Origin of the sequence: Pseudoalteromonas sp. MB47 (genome assembly GCF_011319765.1) — a bacterium.
GTDB classification, from domain to species: Bacteria; Pseudomonadota; Gammaproteobacteria; order Enterobacterales; family Alteromonadaceae; genus Pseudoalteromonas; species Pseudoalteromonas simplex.
The window spans coordinates 401,303-422,334 of record NZ_VFBD01000004.1 but is presented as its reverse complement, the minus strand read 5'-3'; the positions used below and the strand labels follow the sequence as shown (position 1 = coordinate 422,334).

Genomic DNA, 21,032 nt, shown 5'->3' with positions numbered 1-21,032 from the left:
GCAGCCAATCAGTGACTTAAACAGCTAAATTACGCTAAAATAAGAGCACTCTATTCGCCACTTTTTGCTAATAAAAATGAAAAAATCGACAGGCAAAGTCACAATTTGGGATGTGGCTGAACAAGCACAGGTTTCAAAGTCAACCGTGTCTTTGGTCCTTACCAACAGTGATAAGGTCAGTAAAAAAAGTAAAGAAAAAGTACTGGCTGCCATTGATAAGCTTGGCTATGTGTATAACCGCGATGCTGCAGCCCTACGCAGCAAGCGATCAAACCTAGTCGCGTTGGTTATAAATGACTTAACCAACCCGTATTCAGCTCAGCTTGCTGTTGGTCTCGAAAAACACATCTTTGAGCTTGGCATGCTGCCAATGCTGGTGAATATTGCAGAGTGTGTCGAAAGGCAAACTCAAGTGGTGAAAACCCTAAAAGAATACAACGTATCGGCGTTTATTATGTGTCCAGCACCGGGGACAGAGCAGCAGTGGCAAGATGATTTAATAAATAGTGGTTTTCCGGTTATTAATATCATGCGTGAAATTCCGTTTTCAGCTGCGCCGTGTATTTTGCCTGATAACAAAAAAGGCACACATATTTCGACTAGCCATATTTTATCGCAAGGCATAGAAGAAGTTGCATTTTTAGGCGGCACGGCAGAAATATCTGACTACCATGAACGTTTAAGTGGTTTTTTAGCTGCGCTTGAGCAATTTAATATCACTGACGAAAAACCCGTTATTCAAGCGCCGACAAACCGCCAAGGTGGCCGAGAAGCCTTTAATACCCTTATAAAACAAGCGCCAAATACCAAGGCCATTGTCTGTTTTAATGATGTGATTGCTTACGGCGCGATTGAAGCTATGCGCCAACACGGCCTTGAGCCGGGTAAAGACATTAAAGTTATTGGCTTTGATGACCTAGAAGATTCACGCTTAATGCTGCCCTCTCTTTCAACCATCGCCATTAATGCCGATGAAATCGGTAAACGCACCTGCCAGGTGTTAAAAGAACTATTAGATAAATCAACGCCACCCGTTCGCACCTTGGTGGATGTTAACTTAAAAATACGAGATTCAAGTCAATGAAAAAAGTGTTAGTGATCGGTTATGTATGGCCTGAGCCTAATTCGTCGGCAGCCGGCACCCACATGATGTCACTCTTGCGCGCCTTTCGTGCAGAAAACTGGCAAGTTGAATTTGCAAGCCCAGCGCAAAAAACCGAACACATGGTGGATCTCAGCGAAGATGGCATTACCACACAGGTCATTGCATTAAACTGCTCAAGCTTTGATGAGTACGTGCAAGCGTATAACCCTGATATTGTGATGTTTGATCGCTTTATGATGGAAGAACAGTTCGGTTGGCGAGTCGATAAATACTGCCCTAACGCACTTAAAATTCTTGATACCGAAGATTTACAGTGCCTAAGAAATGCCCGTCACGAAGCTCATAAAGCAGGCCGAGAATTCAGCCATAGTGATTTACACAGCGATATTGCAAAGCGAGAAATCGCGGCAATTTTACGCTCAGATATCAGCTTAATTATCTCGCATTACGAGATGCAGCTACTCAATGACGTTTTCAAAGTTGATAGCGCCCTACTTCACCATTTACCATTTTTGGTTGATTTACAGCATATTCCTACCAGCACCAAAGCATTTGCTGAGCGTAAGCACTTTATGACCATAGGTAATTTTCGTCATGCGCCAAACTGGGATGCAGTGTTGTACTTGCAACAGATTTGGCCGCTGATCCGCAAACAATTACCCGATGCTGAACTCCATATTTATGGCTCTTACCCACCGCCTAAGGCGACAGCGCTTAACAATCCAAAAACCGGCTTCTTAATCAAAGGCTGGGCAGATGATGCTTATCAAGTTATGGAAGATGCCCGAGTATGTTTATCGCCACTGCGTTTTGGGGCTGGTATTAAGGGTAAGTTACTCGAAGCGATGATCATGCAAACGCCGAGCGTAACAACCCCTATTGGTAGTGAAGGCATGCATCAAGATGAGCCATGGTCAGGCGCAATCTGTGAAGATGCACAGCAATTTGCAGGTGCTGCAGTAGCACTTTATCAAGATGAAGCGTTATTTAATGAGGCACAGCAAAATGGCCAGCAGTTATTGCAAAAATATTATGATAAATCAAAACTTCAGTCGCAGTTAATCGCTAAAATCACCACCATTAGTGAGTCATTAGCACAGCATAGAGAGCTAAATTTTACCGGCCAAATGCTTAAACATCACACCATGCGTTCGACCCAGTACATGGCGCAGTGGATTGAAGCAAAAAATAAGTAATTTTGCCGTAAATAACACTAGACATAGCGGCTTTTGTCGCTAAAATCGCGCTGGTCAATTTAAGCGATATAGTCTAGCTATTAGACTATATCTTATTGAATTTTGGTCTATCCTTAACTGAACAATTTAACCTTTGGTTCAAAACGCCTTTGAAAACCGCAACGTTTACTGAAAAACGAAAATTTATCGTGAAGCTTGGCAAAATGCTTCATAAATACGGTACACCTGCATACCGACTAGAAGCGCACTTAATGGAAGTTGCGACTTACCTCGGTTTAAAATCATCTTTTGTTATGTCGCCAACATCCGTGACTTTTGTGATCTGGACAGATGGTCACGAAGAAGAGTATACCCATGTGGCGCGTGTTGATCCGGGCGATCATGACTTAGGCTCGCTGGCAGATACCGATGACTTAGTAAACAAAATGCTTAATGGCGAGCTGACGCTACAAGAAGTCGATAAACAGCTCGATATTATTTACACCATGCCAAACCCATATAATAAATTTATGACTGGCGTTGCATTTGCGACCTCAGGTGGGGCATTTGCCATGTTGATGGGGACTAGCTGGAATGATGTATTTTGGTCAGCACTGATCACCTTAGTGGTGTATTTATTTGTACTTTGGTCAACACGCTCTAAGCGTGTTGCGCATATGCTTGAACCATTAGTTGCCATTGTTTCTGCGATGATTGCCTGCGCTGTAAGCGTATACCTTGATGCCCAAATAAACATACGACTGGTGGTACTTTCAGCCATCATTGTATTTATACCCGGCTTAGCATTAGCCCTCGGTTTAGCAGAGTTAGCGGCAAGGCATTTAGTATCTGGTACAGCTCGGGTGATGGACTCATTCATGCTGCTGTTTAAACTGTATTTTGGTGCTTTTATTGGTATCGGTATTGGTTTTGCTATTTTTGGACAAAGTGATTTTGTGCAACCGGAACCATTACCAAAGTGGACAGCCTGGCTTGCTATCTTCATGTTATGTAGCAGCCTAATCGTTATTTTTAGAACAAAATTAAAGCATGCAGTTTGGTCAATCGCTTCTGGCTTTATCGCGTATGGCACAAGTATTGGTTCCGCTATGTACCTAGACTACACATTAGGTACATTTGTTGGTGCTTTATCTGTCGGGGTATTCAGTAACTTGTTTAACCGTGTTGCAAATGCACCCGCCTCTATTGTAGCCATGCAAGGTTTAATTGTTTTAGTACCTGGAAGTAAAACCTATATCGGTTTGAATTCATTAATTGAAGGTCAAGATTTCGTTTATGCGGAGCATATAGGCCAACAAACCTTCTTGATATTTATGTCATTAGTGGCGGGGCTTATCTTCGCTAACGTTGCGCTGCCACCGAAGAAAAGTCTATAACTTACTAAGCCCGAGCTTCTCGGGCTTTTTTATATCCTCGTTTTAACAAGCCGACTTTGCTTATCAGTAACAAACTGATATAACTCATAAGTGCATGTGGTAAAAATAAAAAGGATTTATTCTGTGATGAGATTGGCTTGGCTGTTATGTAGCTTTTTCGCATTTAGTGTGTTTGCAGAGTCCCAGTGTGCTAACTGTCATCAAAGCCAAGTTGCAGACTGGCAAACATCCCATCATTTTCATGCTATGGAAAAAGCCACTCCCGCTTCAGTGCTTGGCAATTTCAACGAACAAACCCTCGACTATCAAGGCCAGCAAGCGCGCTTTTTTCAAAAAGACCAACAACTTTTTATAAGCATGCCAAACCTTGATGGCAAGTTGACTGACTACCCTGTTTTATACACATTTGGCTATGAGCCATTGCAGCAATACATGTTTGATATGGGCAAAGGCCACATACAACTGTTTCCATTTGCGTGGGACTCACGCAGTAAAACAGAAGGCGGTCAGCGCTGGTTTGTACTGCATCCTGAGCAGAAACAACACGAACTTTTTCATTGGTCGCAAAAAGGCCAAAACTGGAATCATATGTGTGCCGATTGCCACTCAACTGATTTCAAAAAGCAATTTGACCTTAAAACGAATAGCTTTGATTCAACTTATTCAAGCATTAACGTGAGCTGTAAAGCGTGTCATGGCGACACACAAGCGCATTTAAAATGGGCTGATGGCGATAGTAGTATTGCTGATAAGGGCTTTACGCATAATATTAAAAAGCAAACCCCGCTGTTTACCCAAGAAATCGATGGCAGTATGCAAAGCGTGCAGCCTCTGGTAAAAAGCGAGCAAGTGCAAGTGTGTGCAACATGCCATGCTCGCCGCTCACAGCTTGATGACCGCAAAGACCCACATAGCTTTTTACAACACTTTCAAGGCTCATTACTCACTCCAGAGCTTTATCACGTTGATGGTCAAGTGTGGGACGAAGACTATGTTTGGGGTTCATTTTTACAAAGTAAAATGTTCAATGCCGGGGTAACATGTAGTAACTGCCATAACCCTCATTCGGGTAAATTAAAGCTACCGGGTAATCAAACCTGTACGCAATGTCATAGCCAAGAGGTGTTCGACACGCCAAAACATCACGGTCATAAAGTGGCAAGTACTGGTAGCCAATGTGTTGATTGTCATATGCCTGCGACCACCTATATGCAAGTGGATGCAAGGCGCGACCACAGCTTTCGGGTACCTCGTCCAGACTTAACATTAAAAACCAATGCCCCAAATGCCTGTAATAGCTGCCATGAAGACAAGACGCCACAATGGGCGGTTGCTAAAATAAAAGGCTGGCATCCACATTCAAAGCACCTTGGCACTGCGCATTTTTCTGAGGCGTTTTATGCCGCCGATAACCGTTTGCCTAATGCATCAACCATGCTGACCAAAATCGTGCAAGATAAAGGCTTTCCTGAGATTATCCGTGCATCAGCATTAAGCCGCTTAGCCGCAAGCCCAGATAACAATGCTGTCGTCGCGATTGCTCGCTCAGTAAAAGACAGCGAACCATTAAAACGCCAAGCAGCCATTGAGGCGGCGATGCCGTTTGATATCAACCAGCGCTGGCGCCTGTTGAACCCGCTTTTAGATGATGAAAATTTGCCTATCAGAGCCGAAGCTGCACGAGCACTTGCAGGTATGTTAATTCAGCCCTTCCCTACGGGGCTCAATGAGCAAGACAGCAAACGTTTAAATGCAGCCCTTGATGAATACAAATGCATTCAAGAGTACCAAGCAGAGCGTGGCTATTCACACACCAATTTAGGCAATTTGGCGCTCACATTACAAAAGCCTGAGCAAGCCAAAGCACATTACCTGCAAGCAATCAGTGTTGAGCCTATTTTTGCTCCCGCTTATGTCAATTTAGCAGATTTATACCGTAATCAAGGCGATGAAAAAGCAGCGCAAGCCATCTTAAAACAAGGCTTAGACGTTAACCTAGAAAGCGCCGACATACATTATGCCCTGGCAATGAGCCTTATTCGCGCAAAACAAAAAAACACCGCTCTTAACCATTTACAAAAAGCAGCGCAGTTTGCACAAGAAAATGCAAACTATCAGTTTACCTACGCCCTGCTATTACAAGATTTAGGCAACATGCCCGCAGCCATATCGGCCCTTGAGCGCGCATTTAATTTAACACCGAATAACCCAGATATCAGCTACAGTTTGGCACAGTGGTATGTGGCAGAAGAGAACTACAGCCAAGCGCTGTTTTATGCCAGAAACCTAGCCCGCTTGGTACCGGGTAACCAGCAAGTTGAGCAGTTTGTGAAACAGCTCGAAATGATGAATAGCATTAATCATTAAAAAAGGGCCTAATCGGCCCTTTTCAACTTATGGTTAATAATTAATGCCCATAGTTTAGTGATTTTGCTTTTTCGATTGCTTCATTCACGTTAAGTGACGCCGCTTCTTGACGTGGAGGGAATTCAACAAAGGTTTGAACATGTTCATTTAACTTAGCAATAATCGGCTGCATCAACCAACTCTTACGCATGATTTGATGAAAACCAGTTACCCCATCATAGTGTTCTAATGGATCTTTACGTAAATTAAATAATTTAGGCATACTGTGAGTTACCATATCTTCGTAATATAAGCCATTTGGTTTGGTCGCGAAGTGCATTTTCCATGGACCAAAACGTACCGCCGTAAGTTGTGACTCATAGTAATAAAAGAAATAGTTACGTGCAGATTTATCAGCTTTACCAGTCCAATAAGCTAGGTTGTTTTCACCATCAATATACACTTTGTCTGACTTTTTAAGCTTTTCACGTAAGTTCTTTTCACCTAATGCAGCAGCAACTGTAGGGAAAACATCTTCATGTGATGAAATGCCATTGAGCTTTAAGCCTTTTGGTATTTCATCAGGCCAGCGTACCAAGAAAGGCACGCGCACGCCCCCTTCCCAGGTTGTCATTTTTTCACCACGGAACTCAGTAGTTCCTGCATCAGGCCAGCTTGATTGCTCAGGACCATTATCGCTGGTGTAAATAACAATGGTGTTATCGGCAATTTTTAGCTCATCAAGTTTATCTAGTAGCTTGCCAACATGACCATCATGCTCCATCAAGCCACTACCAAAAATATCTTCTTCAGAACTAATGCCTGTCGCTAAATTTCGGCTTTCAGGTTTTAGGTGAGTGTAAACATGCATACGACTTGTAGCATGCCAAATAAAGAATGGTTTTTTCGCTTTTACTGCGCGTTCCATAAAGTTTAGTGAGCGCTCTAACACTTCTTCATCAAACGTTTCCATACGTTTGCGAGTAAGTGGGCCAGTATCAGTGATTTTGCCATTGGCGTAAGATTCAATCACACCACGCGGGCCAAACTTTTTAACAAACTTAGGATCTTTAGGGTAATCAGCCTGCTCGGGTTCTTCAGACACATTTAAGTGGTACAAATTTCCGTAAAATTCATCAAAGCCATGCTTTGTTGGTAAGTGCTCATCTAAATCACCTAAATGATTTTTACCATATTGAGCCGTCATATAACCACGAGCTTTTAAAAATTCGGCTAAGGTAGGATCGGCTTCTTTTATACCAAGAGGGTTACCAGGTTGACCTACCGTGGTTAAGCCTGTCCGCACAGGCAACTGCCCCATTAAAAATGCTGCACGGCCCGCAGTACAGCTAGGTTGTGCATAATGATCAGTAAACAATGCACCTTCGTTAGCAATGCGATCAATATTAGGGGTTGGGTAGGTCATACCGTGCGAGTATGCACTGAGTGAAATTGGCGCAACGTCATCAACCATTATGGCCAATACGTTTGGCTTATCAGCTGCAAGGCTTACCGTTGAAACCAAACCGCAAATCGCTGCCGCTATTAGTTTTTTCATAAATCATCCTTTATTAGTTAAAGCAATACCTTTCACTCACAATGAGCTTTCATCAGTATAGATGAAAAAACGGTCGATTCTAGCACTTACCTTTATATACATTGGCCTCTATCAATAAAACCACCTATTTTCTATAAACCGCTTTTGAAATTAATAATTAATACCTAACAACAAATACTTAGTGAACTTTTTAGCTATACTAAAAAACTAATACCCCATAAATTTTAACTACTGGATCCCCATATTTTCGCCCTCAATTAGGATTGAACAAGAACAAAAAATAGACTATAACTAACTAATGAAACAGCCTTTTTATCTCTGTGTAAGGACAACACATGACTTCATATCACCTCATCACACTAATTAGTATTGGGGTTTCATTTTCCAGTTATGCGGATAATCAAAAAGAAGTACAAGACATGTCAGATCCTCTGGCTGTTTATACTCAAATAGGCTTTGGTACCACTAACAAAGGGCTAAACTTAAAAGTAGGCCAAGCATACGACACAGGTATCGCAACAACTGCCGGAATGAATGTTATTGAAGTAAAAGGCATATATGGCGATGCACTAGGCTGGGAAAGCGACAGCAAAACAACAGATTCTATCGACTCGTTTCGCTTTCGAAACTTCTCTGTTGATTTGAGCTCTATGAGTGCAACGCAAATTGATGCTAACTATAACCTTAATGCCAATCTTGTTGCTGACGAAAGTATGGATGTTTCGTACAGCTTTATTAAAGCTTTAAAACCTATGGGACGTTTCACGTTCTATCCGTTAGCTGGTGTGGGTGCATCGCTTGGTGAAAATACCCTAGAAGATGACGGCAGTCGTGACAGTGGTTATTCCATTATGGGTGCTTATGGTTTAGTGGGTATGTACGCTAAAGTGACAATTAACGATAAAATATGGCTTAACTACAATCCATTTTGGCTAACCACTATCGGCGGTAGTGATAACTACAAAGACCATTACTATGGGTTGAACCAAAGCCATATTTTAACTCATGAATTTGCCGCAAGTTACCAAATAAACCCGCGAATGAATCTCCGCTATTTTGCAAATTGGAATGAAAACGTTGACTTTGTGGATGGCGACCACCGTCTCGAGTTTAATTATCAACTATAAATTGAGATTTGAAGAAAAATAAACTACAGGGTAAGGGATTAAGTGAAAAAAGTAGTACTAATAAATATGTTGGCGGTAAGTTTACTAAGCACTGAAAGCTTTGCATCAAGTTACGATGAATATGCAATAAAACCTGCCGAGCAACAATTAAGCAATCAACAACAAAAAGTTGATGAACCTATTTCATTTTTGCCCATCCCGACGTTTATTACAGAGCCAGCTGTAGGGCCTGGCCTTGGTGTTGTAGGCCTTTTTTTTCATGACAACGAGAAGAAGGCTAAAAAGAAGAAAAAAGAGGGCTCTACCCTGCCACAAAGTATCAGTTTAGTGGGCCTTATGGGCACTAAAAATGGCACCAAAGGCGGCGCTGTTGGCCACATTACGTTTTGGGATGAAGACCGAATTCGCTATCAAGGGATTGTTGGCTGGGCGAGTATCAATCTTGATTTTTATACCTTCGATGAAATAAAGCTTCTCACGCCATTATCGTTAAATATTGAAGGTCCTGCTGTGTTCCAAAATCTTAAGTTACGCTATGAAGATAGTAACTTCTTTTACGGTTTTAAACAGATTTATCGCCAAGTTGATATTAGCTTAGCCGATAACCCTATCGAAGATTTTTTACTTGAAAACGACATTATCAAGGAGCACCTTTCACTTGATGTAAATACGTCAGGTATCGGTCCGCTACTGGAATACGATAGCCGAGATAACCCGCTTAACCCTGAACGTGGCTTTAATTACAAGGCCGAATATTTATATTTTGATGAGGCTATTGGCAGTAAGGTTGATTACACCAGTCTAAAGCTAACCGCCTTAAACTATTGGCGTTACACCGATAAGTTTAATTTTGCTTTACGCATGCAGTATGACTCGGTTAATAATCGAGGTGAGAAACGCTTACCGGTTTACATTCCGCCAAGTATTAGCTTGCGTGGGGTGTCAGCAACGCGTTATCAAGGCCTAGATGTATTTGTTACTGAAGCTGAAGCAAGCTATAAAGTCACACATAAAATAAAACTCAATGTGTTTACTGGTATGGGCTGGGCAGCCGATAGCTTTTCTGACTTATCAAAGGCTGAAACCATTGATACTGTGGGTGCAGGGTTTCGCTATTTGATTGATGAACATTACGGTATCAGCATTGGTTTAGATGTAGCCCATGGTCCTGAACAAAATGCTATATACATTCAAGCAGGTTCTACCTGGTAGCAAAACCAGTGCTTTTTCACTAGTTTTCAATAAAATCCAAACCAAAAGATTGAATTCGTTGATTTCACTGCTATTATCAAAAGCTCAATAAATATTCAGGGATTGAACGGATGCATAAAAAAGTATCAACAAACCATTATCCATTCAAAAACTTTAAACCTCACGGCCTTGTTGAGTTTTATCAACGTGAAAATACACTTTTAACAACCGCAACAGGTCCTTTCAATGAAGAGATTATTGACGCGCACTCTTTTATGCAAAAGGATTACATCAATAAGCTCAACGCTGATTACGGCCAGTGGTTTGAATTAGTTGAATTTAAAAATTCGTGTATGGCAACCCCTGATGCACTTGAAAAGTTAATGGTGTATTTTGTTGAACTCAAGCGTAAGGGCATTGCACCAGCCAAAACAGCCTTAGTCATAAAAGATGGGCTTGAAGGCGGTAGCTTGCTGAGTGATACCTACTGCAATTTGTATAAACGAGCAGGCTTGATAATGAATGTATTTAAGTCAAAAACAGCGGCCCTTAACTGGTTAGCAGAAGAGCCCGTTGCTGAATTAGCCTGTTAACACACTATTTAATTTAAAAAGTGTTGCTCTTCTTCGCGTAAGGTCAACACTTCAACTCCCTCAGCCGTTACTGCTAAAGTGTGCTCCCATTGCGCAGAAAGCTTTTTATCTCTTGTAACCACAGTCCAACCATCAGGCTTGGTTTTTACTTTAGCAGCCCCTTGATTGATCATTGGCTCAATTGTAAAGGTCATCCCCTCTTTTAATACCAGCCCGGTATTTTTCTTGCCATAATGTAATACCTGTGGCTCTTCGTGCATTTGCTGGCCGATACCATGACCACAGTATTCTTTAACCACACTATAACCATGTTGATGAGCAAAGTTTGCAATCGCATTACCAATATCCCCCAGCCTCACGCCTGGTTTTACCATTTTAATCGCGTGCCACAGGGCTTGCTGGGTACTATCTACCAAACGCTTTGCTAAAGGCGATACATCTCCAATTAAGTACATTTTGCTCGAGTCAGCTAAATAGCCATTTTTCTCAAGAGTGATATCAATATTCACAATATCGCCTGCTTTTAAAATACCCTTCTCGCTTGGAAAACCATGACATACCACCTCGTTCACAGAGGCATTTAGTACATAAGGGTAGCCGTACTGCCCTTTACTTGATGGCCTTGCTTGTAACTGCTCAACAATGTAGCGCTCAACGAGATCGTTTATTTCCATTGTAGTCACTCCCTCTTTTACAAAAGGGTCGAGATAAGCAAATACATCAGCAAGTAATCGACCAGACTCTCGCATCAAAGCAATTTCGTCTGCATTTTTAATTACAACTTTACTCATCACTCACATCCTTAGCCTTCACATCAGCTTGACGAAGTTGCTCTTTGATAATATCGCTGTAAGTCATGGTGGGGTTAAGCTCTGCAAGCATCCCTATTTTAATCCAATACTCAGATTGTGAGTTGATTGAGCGTACCATCGCTGTGCTTGCTTTACGGATTTCTTCGTGTAGCTCATCGCTTATTTTAACAATACCCATCATGCGACCTATATATGAAACGTATATAGATCGTATTCATATAATATAAAAAAGCAAGAAGAACTTGCTTAATTACAACTCAGCAATCATTTTAACAAGCGCTTGCGTTGTCCATTCAAGTTCATTGAATTGAATATCAGGTTGATAATAAAAGCCTTTTTCTCGGGGTCTGTTCACATAGACCTTTATCGGCAAAATGACTTTAGCAAAACCTGAAGGTAGGGTTTCGAGCCTCACTTCCATATAGGTAGAATCGGTACTACTTGGTGCGCCAACTAACTGTGTGTTTGCAAATAATTTAAAACTATCAAGTGCGTCTAAACAGGCGCTGGCACATTGCCCTGGCACAATCACATAAACCGGTGTAGTAAACTTGCTGGCGTTTTTTGGCAATGCTGGCTGCTCTGCTGCAGGTATCTCAACATAAAAATGTTCACCTTTTTCATAAGCCGCCTGCATACTTTCGTGAGTCGTCTTTAACCATTGATACCAAGGGCTAGCTTTATCATAGCTTGCGACTACATCGCCAAAATAGTCAGTATTGCCTTTAGAAGCACGCCACCACACTTGGGTATTTTTGTCTAACTCATAGCGGCCATATTTAAACTGTTCACTACCCCAAAGTGCTGAGGCTATTTGCTCACTCCACATCGATGAGCCACCTTGATTATGGCGAAGATCAAGCACCACAGCTTTAGCTTGCATTAACTTATCATGTTGCTGTTCAATGGCGCTCAGCATCGTTTGGTAATCTGCTTGCTGCTGCTCATTGGGTGCATACGTTGGCATACTGATCCACGCAATATCCTTTAAAGGCCAATTAAGCGCAATTGGTAACTTGTCGCCGTTGTAAGCATGTTTAAGTTTACCACTGACATCATCAGGCCTAATGCGCCAATTTAACTTTAAGCTGTAAACAGAGCCGTTGGCTTTTTCAAATGTGCAGCTTTCAAGTGGCGATAAAAACGGGTTTCCGTCATCAATAGTTAGTCGCCAGCCATGATTCCACCAACTACCAGGTTGCTCAACTTCGCCGTAATAGCGAAAAACACGTTCAACGAGCAAAGTATTAATTGCTGTATTATCACAGCTTACGAGCTTATCGCCCTTGGCAACTGTATCTAATTCGCTGTAATACACTTTTAACGCATTACCGCGCCATACAGTTGAAAAGCCCGGCCAACTTCTTTGTGGTTTTAATTCACTTGGTAAGGTATCAATCGCTCCCGCATGACCATCTTGTAGTACAGTTCTAAAACGTGCAATAGCCGCAGCAAAACCTTGTGAACTATGCGCTTTTACAGCCAGCTTTAAGCCTTCTTGCTTTGCTTTTTCAAGCTGTTTAGCAAAACCAGGGTTACGTGCATCATGCATCCCTGGGTGATTGATAACCGATAATTGATAAGCCGCTTCAACATCTTTTATAGCAAGTTCAGACCAATTAATTTCAGAGTGAGTGACTGTACGCCCCTCATCGGCGCGACATAGATTAACACCAAAAGGGCTAAAGTTTAGAGCTGTAAAGATGAGTGATAAGTAAAGCGTCAAACGTTTCATAAAAATCCATTTTAAATAATTATTATGTTTAAAAAACACCCTATTTAATCACTAAGGCATTGTTGTGGCAATAAAAAGTACTTCACATGCTAATAGATTAAAAAAATTCATCTATCAGGTTTATTTTAATCGTTTGTCGAATTAGAAGGATTACTCTAAAGTTAACTCATCAGCGCTTTTAAGCTAAACAGCTTCACACCATTGAGCGTGTTTGCGCTAACCGAATTGTTGTCACAAAAAGTCTAGCTTGTGTGTTCTCTGGGCTTTTTTATATACCGAGTCACTGCATACGTGGTGACTCAACCAAATTGTTGTCAAAAGCTTAGTTTGTGTGTTCTCTAAGCTTTTTTATTCCGAGTCATTGCACACGCGGTGACTCAACCAAATTGTTGTCAAAAGCTTAGTTTGTGTGTTCTCTAAGCTTTTTTATTCCGAGTCATTGCACACGCGGTGACTCACCAAATTGTTGTCAAAAGCTTAGTTTGTGTGTTCTCTAAGCTTTTTTATTCCGAGTCACTGCACACGCGGTGACTCCACCAAATTGTTGTCGAAAAGCCTGGCTTGTGTGTTCGCCGGGCTTTTTTATGCCCGTTATAAAATAAAAACGCCACTAGATGTGGCGTTTGGGTAGTTTCGACAACAATAAGAAATTGCTTTTAAAAGAAACCCAGTGGATTCTCACTGTAACTGACTAATAGGTTTTTAGTTTGTTGGTAATGATCAAGGGCAAGTTTATGTGTTTCGCGGCCTATGCCTGACTTTTTATAACCACCAAACGCAGCGTGTGCTGGGTACATGTGATAGCAGTTGGTCCAAACACGGCCCGCTTCAATCTTACGACCAAAGTGATAAGCACGGTTCATGTTTCGACTCCATACACCAGCACCTAAGCCAAACTCAGAGCTATTAGCAAGGGCTAACGCTTCTTCTTCATCTTTAAAAGTCGACATTGAAATAACCGGGCCAAAAATCTCTTCTTGGAACACGCGCATGTCGTTAGTGCCTTTTAATAGCGTTGGTTGAATGTAGTAACCGCCATTAAACTCATCAGACAGTTGCTCGACTTCGCCGCCAGCGAGAACTTCGGCCCCTTCTTGTTTACCAATTTCGATGTAGCTTAGGATCTTATCAAACTGAGCTTGTGATGCTTGAGCACCCACCATAGTTTCGGTATCAAGTGGATTACCCCGTTTAATTTGTAGAGTTCGGGCAAGAACACGCTCAATAAATTGCTCATAAATATCTTCTTGAATAAATAAACGCGATGGACACGTACACACTTCACCTTGGTTAAAGTACGCAAGTACAGCCCCTTCAATCGCTTTACTCAAAAACTCATCGTCTTTTTCCATGACATCGTTAAAGAAGATATTTGGTGATTTACCACCTAGCTCAACCGTCGAAGGAATAATATTATCAGCAGCGCATTTTAAAATATGTGAACCCACTGGCGTTGAGCCTGTAAAGGCAATCTTCGCAATTCGAGTACTGGTTGCCAGCGCTTCGCCTGCTTCTTTACCATAGCCGTTAACCACATTTAGAACACCTGCAGGCAATAAATCACCAATCACTTCAAGCAGCACTAATATAGATGTAGGCGTTTGTTCAGCTGGTTTTAAAACAATACAGTTACCGGCAGCAAGGGCTGGTGCAAGTTTCCACGCCGCCATTAACAATGGGAAGTTCCAAGGAATAATTTGCCCGACTACACCCAGTGGCTCATGAAAATGATAGGCAACCGTGGTTTCATCTATCTCACCGATTGAACCTTCTTGCGCACGCACACAACCTGCGAAATAGCGAAAGTGATCAGCCGCGAGTGGCACGTCTGCCGCAAGTGTTTCACGGATTGCTTTACCGTTATCCCAGGTTTCGGCCACTGCCAGCATTTCTAGGTTTTGTTCAATACGATCGGCAATTTTTAATAAGATATTGCTACGCTCGGTGACCGACGTTGTTCCCCATGCCCCTTTTGCATCGTGGGCTTTATCAAGTGCCAGCTCGATATCTTCTTTTGATGAACGAGGTACTTTACAAAACACTTTACCGTTTACTGGGCTAATGTTTTCAAAGTATTCTCCTTTTACAGGGGCAACCCACTGGCCACCAATATAATTCTCATACTGCGCTTTAAAGTTAACTTTTGCGCCTTCACTGCCTGGATTTGCATAAATCATAATGTGTTCTCTCTTCAAATTGTTGTGTTTTATTTAGCATTGACTAAATTATGCGGTAGGTTATTGTTTAATGAACCGCTAACAATTGAAGTTAGCTCAGTTACTGAAAACACACTTGATTCCTAGTCCAGACTTTTTGACTATTTGTCCAGAATTTAGGACGACAGCGAGGCAACAATGAACACATCAGTTAGTAGCAGAAGTTTAGATAAAAAACGACAACGCATTGATGTGCTTATTGAAAATAAAGTCAGTTTTGCGGGCGAACATGCCGAATTAAGTATTTACGACACCTATTTAGATGCCCAAAAAGTGGCGTTACATTCCACTGAACTATTATTTTGTGGCATGATCAGCGGTAAAAAAATCATGCATGTTGCCGACAGTGATTATCATGAAGAGTTTTTACCAAACCAATCATTTGTACTTGCCCCAGAGCAAGGGGTGCTAATAGACTTTCCCAATGCATCTCTCAATCAGCCAACAACCTGTTTAGCGATTGAAATCAGTACCGATAAAATAAGCCAAGTAGTTGATGCTCTTAATTTTAACCAGCAAATTACCCAGGATGACTTTTTTCAATATCAAGCCAAGTTAGTGCACGCCCAGCATAATCCGCAAACTCAACAACTGCTGGAGCGCATGATCACCCTGTTTAGTGAAAATGAACAACACCGCGATTACTTAATTGATTTATCACTTAATGAACTCATAACCCGCCTGTTACAGCAGCAAAGCCGAGATTTAATGATTGCAAGTTGTAAGCAAGGCAAGCTCGCAACCCCGTTAAGTCATGTAATTAGTTATATAGAACAGCACCTTGCTGAGAATATTGATATTGATGTGTTATGTAAAATAGCCTGTATGAGCCGCAGTAAATTTTATCAGCAATTTAAACTAGCCTTTGGTGTTACGCCCGCTCTTTGGCAACAACAATTACGCTTACAAAAAGCGTATAAATTGCTTGAGAAAGGCGAGGCGATTAGCCAAGTTTGTTACCAATTAGGTTTTAATAACCCAAGCCATTTTAGCCGTGTATTTAAACAGGCCTTTGGCGCAACCCCAAAAAGTATCGCTAATCATTAAGTTCTGGATTGCGATGAGAATAAACGCGATAGGTTAAGGCGAGTAAAATACAAATGGCACTTGGTACATAAAGCGCCGCAAAGGTCATTTTTGCAAATAACCACGCCCCTGCTAAGCCACCAAATATAAAGCCAATAATGATTAGGCCGAACAGTTTAGCCTTACGTTTATCAAGCGCCTCGCCACGTAAAACCCGACCAAACATAATACCTAAATCAGTAAAAATACCCGTTACATGGGTTGTACGCACAATTGCACCACTGTAAGTTGTTGCCAAGGCGTTTTGTAAGCCACATGCCGCAGACGCTAAAAAGTGCCCGTAGCCCGAGCCATTAAATAATAACCAAAGTGCGCCCAGTAAAAGCCCTGCTTCGATCAGCAATGCCGTGTCGTAATGACGACCTAGTTTAAGTGCTGAACTATGCAGCAAGAACCCGGCAATACCAGACCCAACTAAAAATGACAGTAATACACCTAATAAATGTAAAGCATCAAGGCTATTGCCATGCATGAGATCTGCGCCAAGCAAGGTTGCGGTTCCCGATAAATGCGATACCGCTTGATGCTCAAAGCTAAGTAAACCAACTGCATTCACACACCCAGCCACCAGCGCCAAAATAAATGCACCAACCTCAACCCATTTTGGTAACTTAGAAATCACTCGCTACTCGCCTTTTTCTCACCCTCGTACTCATTCTTTTATGGTACGCCTATTTTTATGACTAAAAACACTTTTTTTCGACTCTTTATATGGTAATTTACAATTAAGTAAATCGATTAAGAACCTACAATGACAAAGCCAAAAAGTTGGACGCTGAAAAGTATTGCCCAAGAGTTAGGTGTTTCAAATGCCACTGTATCAAATGCGTTTAACCGCCCTGATCAATTATCGAAAGCACGCCGCGAAGAGATTTTGGCTGCCTGTAAAAAGCTTGGCTATTTTGGCCCTAACAAGGCGGCACAATCGTTGCGCCGAGGCACCTTTAATATTGTTGCGTTAGTATTACCAGACAGCGTTGAATATATGATATCTGACCCGGTTGCTAGCAGCTTTATGCGCGGTGTGTCAGCAGTGCTCGAAAAAAATGGTATTAACCTTTTATTATTTTCAGGCAACAGCGATAACCTAAATAGCGTTGTCGACTTTGTAGATGGTTTTATTTGCTACGGCCGCCCACGTAATAAGCAACTTGTTGAGCAATTAAAACAGGTTGCCAAACATGTGGTAACGGTTGATTTTAATATCGGTCGCGATGCCTCCGTAAACGTAAACAACCAACAAGCCAGCTTTGATATTGCAAAACACGCACTTCACAAAAATGATGATCGGGTTGCTATTTTAGGCCTGCGTTTACTCGATAACGACGTATTATGCCGAGTATACGAACATCATGAGTTTGAAGCAGGTCAGTCGATTGCTCATCAACGACTGCGCGGTTATCACCAAGCAATCAGCGATGCTGGCATCACCCTGGGTGATGATAGAACATGGAATATTCCTGAAAGCAGCGAGCGCTTTGCCAGCATTGCCGCCAAAGAAGCACTTAACAGTACACCAAGGCCAAACGTATTGTTATGTATGAGTGATTTGATCGCCCTTGCCGCCATGCGCGAAGCATTAAAAATGGGCTTATCGGTTCCTGAAGATGTCAGAATTGTTGGCTTTGATGGCATCGATGAAGGCCAACGATTTGTGCCAAAACTCACCACTGTTCATCAAAATAGCGAAGAAAAAGGCCGTATTGCTGCGACCTTGTTTCTATCGAAAGAGCAGCAAACAGCCGAAATCGACTATCAACTGCAATTGGGTCAAAGTAGTTAAGCTAAAAAGTCAGCCAAATCAACAATACTTTGTTCGCCTTCACGGTGATCAACAATGATCACTTCACGGCTAGCAAAGTCAACTTTTAACTCGATTGAGCTGGTATCATCATGCCAGCTTAAACGGCACACACTGCCTTCACCTTTAGCAATAAACTCACCGTTAAAAGCTGGATGCTCATTACGTAATTGAATCAGCTTGATTAAACCTTTCACCACAGGTTTAGCAAGCGCAGCATCAATGTCTTGCGCATTTAAGTAAGGGCGATTGATATCACGACCAACATTGGTACGAGCCAATAATTCCATATCGTTCTCACAAGCGAACAGGCCACCATAATAAACTTGTGGAATACCTGGTGCGAAGAACTGAATTGCACGCGCTAATAAGTAATCAAAGTCATCTGCGCCCAAGGCATTGTAATATGTGCAGTTTACTTGATATAAATCGACATTACTTGCTGCTGCACCAGTCGCTAGGCGGCTTTGCCCTTCACTCTTTTCATGAATAGTTTCAACCAAGTTATCAATTTGCGCAGCGTCTAATAAGCCCGGTTTATCACCCATCGGGCCTGCGTCAATGATGCCAATGCCATCATGAGTATCAAGTACTGTTAAACAGTTACGCGGCGAAATAGTTAGCCAATTCAGTAATGCTTGCGCATCATTGCTAAACAAACTGTGTAAAATAAGGGGTGGTAAAGCAAAGTCATAAACCATATTTACACGCTTTGCGACTTCAACCTGAGTTTGGAAATGGCTATGGATCTCGGCAATGGTTTCCATACCCGCTTCATTAGCTTGCGCCGAAAGCTTATTTAAATATTCAAAGGTTTCATCCAACATAAAGCAGTTTGTGCCAGCTTCTTTAATCGCATAGCCTGCCGCATCTAAACGAATAATATTGACATTATTATCAGCAAATTTGCCAAGCACCGTATCTAAATACTCGATACCCGCCGTTGATTTCACATTGATATCAATTTGGTTATCGGTAAAAGTGGTCCAAAAATCATAGCTTTGGCCGTCACCACATGTAATTGGTGTAAAACAACTACCTGGACGCGGACGATAAATCGCTTGTTGTTCAGCCTCAGACATGCCATTTGGGAATACATCATCTTTGGTTAAAAATAAATCCCAAAATTCAGATTGCTTGCCTTTAGCGAGTACATCTTTAAATTGGAAAGATTGTGCTGAAACATGGTTAACAATTAAGTCAGCCATTAAGTCATAGTTTGCACCAAGGACTTTTATATCGTCCCAGCTACCAAGGCGCGAGTCTACTTCACTATGATCAATAGGATCAAAGCCAGCATCACTGCCATCAATCGGATTATAAAATGGCAACAAATGTACACCTGCAAACACATTGTTAAGTGGGCCATTTAATAAATTACTTAATTCATCAATACCTTGACCAGTAATACGGTCTGCGTAGGTGATTAATTGCACTTTATTGTTGATCATAATTGTTAATACCAAGTTGAAACTTAATCGATTAAGATATATCTTTAACCACGACAGCAAATTATTCAAGCAGTTTTTATAGTTTTTATACACTAATATACATAGTAAAGGCGCAGACCTTTCGGTGGGGATACAACAATGAATAGAACACACGATCCTTTGCAAACCATTAGATGGCTGACATACATGATGTTTTTTATGTTTGCGATGACCTCTGATGCGGTTGGTATGATCATACCTGAGCTTATCGAAGAATTTAATTTAAGCATGACCCAAGCCAGTGCTTTCCATTATGCACCGATGGCACTTATTGCTTTTAGTGGCCTGTTTTTAGGTTTTTTGGCCGACAGCTTTGGCCGCAAACAAACCATCATGCTAGGACTCGGCATCTTCACCATTTGTTGTTTTCTATTTGCTGTTAGCAGTAGTTTTAGCGTATTTGTAGTGCTGCTTAGCTGTATTGGTCTTGCTATTGGCCTATTTAAAACCGGTGCTTTGGCACTGTTAGGTGATATTTCTACAAACAATTTAGAGCACACAAAAACCATGAATTTGGTCGAAGGTTTCTTTGGTGTTGGCGCCATTGTAGGCCCTGCCCTTGTCAGCTTTTTAATCACCCAACAGGTTAGCTGGACCTACCTTTATGTTATCGCTGGGGTTTTATGTTTGATTTTAACCATAATTGCTTGGCGTGCAGATTACCCTAAACCTAAAAAGCTAGAAGAACACGCAAAACCGGCCTCTCTTGCAACCACCATGAGCATGATGAAAAACCCTTATGCACTGGGCTTTTCATTAGCAATTGCCCTTTATGTTGCAACCGAAGTAGCAATATACGTTTGGATGCCTACTCTACTTGGCGATTACGACGGCCCGTGGCAATTACTGGCAACCTATGCACTGACCTTATTTTTCATTTTACGCGCTGCGGGGCGGTTTTTAGCGGTATGGCTATTAAATCACTTAAGCTGGCAAGCGGCGATGCTGTATTTAAGCTTAGGAATTGCACTGTGTTATTTAGGCTTAATCTTCGGTGGCGTTGATTGGGCGGTATTCTTACTCCCTTTATCTGGGCTGTTCATGTCGATGATCTACCCAACTTTAAACTCAAAAGGTATTTCTTGCTTTGCGGTGCAGCAACACGGTGCGGTAGCTGGAGTTATTTTGTTTTTTACCGCCCTTTCTGCGGCAGCAGGCCCATTATTAATGGGTGTGATCAGTGACTACTTTGGCCACATTCGTTACGGCTTTTATCTCGCAACAGGCTTCGCATGTTTACTGTTTTTAGCCATGCTATATAACTACTTACGTAACCCTGCTGAGCAAGCGTTAGCGCAGCACAGTGCATTAAGCCACTAAATAAAAATCGTTAAAAATCAATTATCGAACATAAATCGTGCAAGTTTTTCACTAAAAAGACTTGCACTGTGTAAAATTAT

The 21,032-nt window shown here is 41.7% G+C and carries 17 protein-coding genes; 10 read left to right on the top strand and 7 right to left on the bottom strand.

The window, feature by feature from the left end; all coding sequences use genetic code 11:
• The first annotated feature begins 76 nt into the window (after positions 1 to 76).
• The 4 genes from IMPJCBKJ_RS02485 to IMPJCBKJ_RS02470 all read left to right on the top strand — a co-directional run bounded on the left by IMPJCBKJ_RS02485 (position 77) and on the right by IMPJCBKJ_RS02470 (position 6,044).
• Positions 77 to 1,084, top strand: a complete 1,008-nt coding sequence (locus IMPJCBKJ_RS02485; RefSeq protein WP_054553993.1) for a LacI family DNA-binding transcriptional regulator — start codon at positions 77 to 79, stop codon at positions 1,082 to 1,084.
• Positions 1,081 to 2,301 carry a glycosyltransferase gene (locus tag IMPJCBKJ_RS02480; protein WP_166338602.1) on the top strand — a complete coding sequence of 407 codons (1,221 nt, stop codon included), beginning with the start codon at positions 1,081 to 1,083 and terminating at the stop codon, positions 2,299 to 2,301. Before IMPJCBKJ_RS02485 ends, IMPJCBKJ_RS02480 begins: the two co-directional genes overlap by 4 nt.
• Before the next feature lie 149 nt (positions 2,302 to 2,450).
• A complete protein-coding gene (locus IMPJCBKJ_RS02475) occupies positions 2,451 to 3,677 on the top strand; it encodes a threonine/serine exporter family protein (RefSeq protein WP_082389304.1) in 1,227 nt (408 codons plus the stop codon).
• A 126-nt stretch (positions 3,678 to 3,803) separates the two neighbouring features.
• Positions 3,804 to 6,044: a tetratricopeptide repeat protein gene (locus IMPJCBKJ_RS02470; protein WP_166338680.1), complete on the top strand. Its 2,241-nt coding sequence runs from the start codon at positions 3,804 to 3,806 to the stop codon at positions 6,042 to 6,044.
• A gap of 40 nt (positions 6,045 to 6,084) precedes the next feature.
• On the opposite strand, the gene IMPJCBKJ_RS02465 is transcribed toward IMPJCBKJ_RS02470, so the two are convergent.
• The gene (locus IMPJCBKJ_RS02465) at positions 6,085 to 7,581 is read right to left on the bottom strand and encodes an arylsulfatase (RefSeq protein ID WP_054553996.1); all 1,497 of its coding nucleotides are present in this window, start codon (positions 7,579 to 7,581) and stop codon (positions 6,085 to 6,087) included.
• 335 nt (positions 7,582 to 7,916) lie between these two features.
• Here IMPJCBKJ_RS02465 and IMPJCBKJ_RS02460 point away from each other — a divergent pair, with 335 nt between their 5' ends.
• The 3 genes from IMPJCBKJ_RS02460 to IMPJCBKJ_RS02450 all read left to right on the top strand — a co-directional run bounded on the left by IMPJCBKJ_RS02460 (position 7,917) and on the right by IMPJCBKJ_RS02450 (position 10,492).
• On the top strand, positions 7,917 to 8,708 hold the full coding sequence (locus tag IMPJCBKJ_RS02460; RefSeq protein WP_138599386.1) for a hypothetical protein: 792 nt from the start codon (positions 7,917 to 7,919) through the stop codon (positions 8,706 to 8,708).
• 42 nt (positions 8,709 to 8,750) lie between these two features.
• A complete protein-coding gene (locus IMPJCBKJ_RS02455; RefSeq protein WP_235373687.1) occupies positions 8,751 to 9,920 on the top strand; it encodes a BamA/TamA family outer membrane protein in 1,170 nt (389 codons plus the stop codon).
• A gap of 110 nt (positions 9,921 to 10,030) precedes the next feature.
• Positions 10,031 to 10,492 (top strand): hypothetical protein, encoded by a 462-nt coding sequence (locus IMPJCBKJ_RS02450; RefSeq protein WP_054553999.1) that lies wholly within the window; start codon positions 10,031 to 10,033, stop codon positions 10,490 to 10,492.
• Between the two features lie 8 nt (positions 10,493 to 10,500).
• On the opposite strand, the gene map is transcribed toward IMPJCBKJ_RS02450, so the two are convergent.
• The 4 genes from map to IMPJCBKJ_RS02430 all read right to left on the bottom strand — a co-directional run bounded on the left by map (position 10,501) and on the right by IMPJCBKJ_RS02430 (position 15,216).
• Positions 10,501 to 11,283 (bottom strand): type I methionyl aminopeptidase, encoded by a 783-nt coding sequence (map, locus tag IMPJCBKJ_RS02445; protein WP_138599384.1) that lies wholly within the window; start codon positions 11,281 to 11,283, stop codon positions 10,501 to 10,503.
• Positions 11,276 to 11,482 (bottom strand): ParD-like family protein, encoded by a 207-nt coding sequence (locus IMPJCBKJ_RS02440; protein ID WP_119853080.1) that lies wholly within the window; start codon positions 11,480 to 11,482, stop codon positions 11,276 to 11,278. Before IMPJCBKJ_RS02440 ends, map begins: the two co-directional genes overlap by 8 nt.
• A 72-nt stretch (positions 11,483 to 11,554) precedes the next feature.
• A complete protein-coding gene (locus IMPJCBKJ_RS02435; protein ID WP_166338600.1) occupies positions 11,555 to 13,039 on the bottom strand; it encodes a S41 family peptidase in 1,485 nt (494 codons plus the stop codon).
• A 656-nt stretch (positions 13,040 to 13,695) separates the two neighbouring features.
• On the bottom strand, positions 13,696 to 15,216 hold the full coding sequence (locus IMPJCBKJ_RS02430) for an aldehyde dehydrogenase family protein (protein WP_166338598.1): 1,521 nt from the start codon (positions 15,214 to 15,216) through the stop codon (positions 13,696 to 13,698).
• A gap of 177 nt (positions 15,217 to 15,393) precedes the next feature.
• Here IMPJCBKJ_RS02430 and IMPJCBKJ_RS02425 point away from each other — a divergent pair, with 177 nt between their 5' ends.
• The gene (locus IMPJCBKJ_RS02425; RefSeq protein WP_166338596.1) at positions 15,394 to 16,302 is read left to right on the top strand and encodes an AraC family transcriptional regulator; all 909 of its coding nucleotides are present in this window, start codon (positions 15,394 to 15,396) and stop codon (positions 16,300 to 16,302) included.
• Here IMPJCBKJ_RS02425 and IMPJCBKJ_RS02420 read toward each other — a convergent pair.
• A complete protein-coding gene (locus IMPJCBKJ_RS02420) occupies positions 16,292 to 16,963 on the bottom strand; it encodes a YoaK family protein (RefSeq protein WP_166338594.1) in 672 nt (223 codons plus the stop codon). The genes IMPJCBKJ_RS02425 and IMPJCBKJ_RS02420 overlap by 11 nt on opposite strands.
• Positions 16,964 to 17,092: 129 nt before the next feature.
• Here IMPJCBKJ_RS02420 and IMPJCBKJ_RS02415 point away from each other — a divergent pair, with 129 nt between their 5' ends.
• Positions 17,093 to 18,124: a LacI family DNA-binding transcriptional regulator gene (locus IMPJCBKJ_RS02415; protein ID WP_054554006.1), complete on the top strand. Its 1,032-nt coding sequence runs from the start codon at positions 17,093 to 17,095 to the stop codon at positions 18,122 to 18,124.
• Here the strand turns inward: IMPJCBKJ_RS02415 and gtfA are convergent.
• Positions 18,121 to 19,593 (bottom strand): sucrose phosphorylase, encoded by a 1,473-nt coding sequence (gene gtfA, locus IMPJCBKJ_RS02410; RefSeq protein ID WP_166338592.1) that lies wholly within the window; start codon positions 19,591 to 19,593, stop codon positions 18,121 to 18,123. The two genes, IMPJCBKJ_RS02415 and gtfA, sit on opposite strands and share 4 nt — an antisense overlap.
• A gap of 138 nt (positions 19,594 to 19,731) precedes the next feature.
• On the opposite strand from gtfA, the gene IMPJCBKJ_RS02405 reads away from it, so the two are divergent.
• Positions 19,732 to 20,952 carry an MFS transporter gene (locus IMPJCBKJ_RS02405; RefSeq protein ID WP_054554008.1) on the top strand — a complete coding sequence of 407 codons (1,221 nt, stop codon included), beginning with the start codon at positions 19,732 to 19,734 and terminating at the stop codon, positions 20,950 to 20,952.
• Positions 20,953 to 21,032 lie beyond the last annotated feature (80 nt).

Coding starts and splice junctions, on each gene's coding strand:
- IMPJCBKJ_RS02435 (WP_166338600.1), bottom strand. CDS start 13,039: ATGAAACGTTTGACGCTTTACTTATCACTCATCTTTACAGCTCTAAAC.
- IMPJCBKJ_RS02450 (WP_054553999.1), top strand. CDS start 10,031: ATGCATAAAAAAGTATCAACAAACCATTATCCATTCAAAAACTTTAAA.
- gtfA (WP_166338592.1), bottom strand. CDS start 19,593: ATGATCAACAATAAAGTGCAATTAATCACCTACGCAGACCGTATTACT.
- IMPJCBKJ_RS02465 (WP_054553996.1), bottom strand. CDS start 7,581: ATGAAAAAACTAATAGCGGCAGCGATTTGCGGTTTGGTTTCAACGGTA.
- map (WP_138599384.1), bottom strand. CDS start 11,283: ATGAGTAAAGTTGTAATTAAAAATGCAGACGAAATTGCTTTGATGCGA.
- IMPJCBKJ_RS02415 (WP_054554006.1), top strand. CDS start 17,093: ATGACAAAGCCAAAAAGTTGGACGCTGAAAAGTATTGCCCAAGAGTTA.
- IMPJCBKJ_RS02405 (WP_054554008.1), top strand. CDS start 19,732: ATGAATAGAACACACGATCCTTTGCAAACCATTAGATGGCTGACATAC.
- IMPJCBKJ_RS02425 (WP_166338596.1), top strand. CDS start 15,394: ATGAACACATCAGTTAGTAGCAGAAGTTTAGATAAAAAACGACAACGC.
- IMPJCBKJ_RS02480 (WP_166338602.1), top strand. CDS start 1,081: ATGAAAAAAGTGTTAGTGATCGGTTATGTATGGCCTGAGCCTAATTCG.
- IMPJCBKJ_RS02440 (WP_119853080.1), bottom strand. CDS start 11,482: ATGGGTATTGTTAAAATAAGCGATGAGCTACACGAAGAAATCCGTAAA.
- IMPJCBKJ_RS02460 (WP_138599386.1), top strand. CDS start 7,917: ATGACTTCATATCACCTCATCACACTAATTAGTATTGGGGTTTCATTT.
- IMPJCBKJ_RS02470 (WP_166338680.1), top strand. CDS start 3,804: ATGAGATTGGCTTGGCTGTTATGTAGCTTTTTCGCATTTAGTGTGTTT.
- IMPJCBKJ_RS02430 (WP_166338598.1), bottom strand. CDS start 15,216: ATGATTTATGCAAATCCAGGCAGTGAAGGCGCAAAAGTTAACTTTAAA.
- IMPJCBKJ_RS02485 (WP_054553993.1), top strand. CDS start 77: ATGAAAAAATCGACAGGCAAAGTCACAATTTGGGATGTGGCTGAACAA.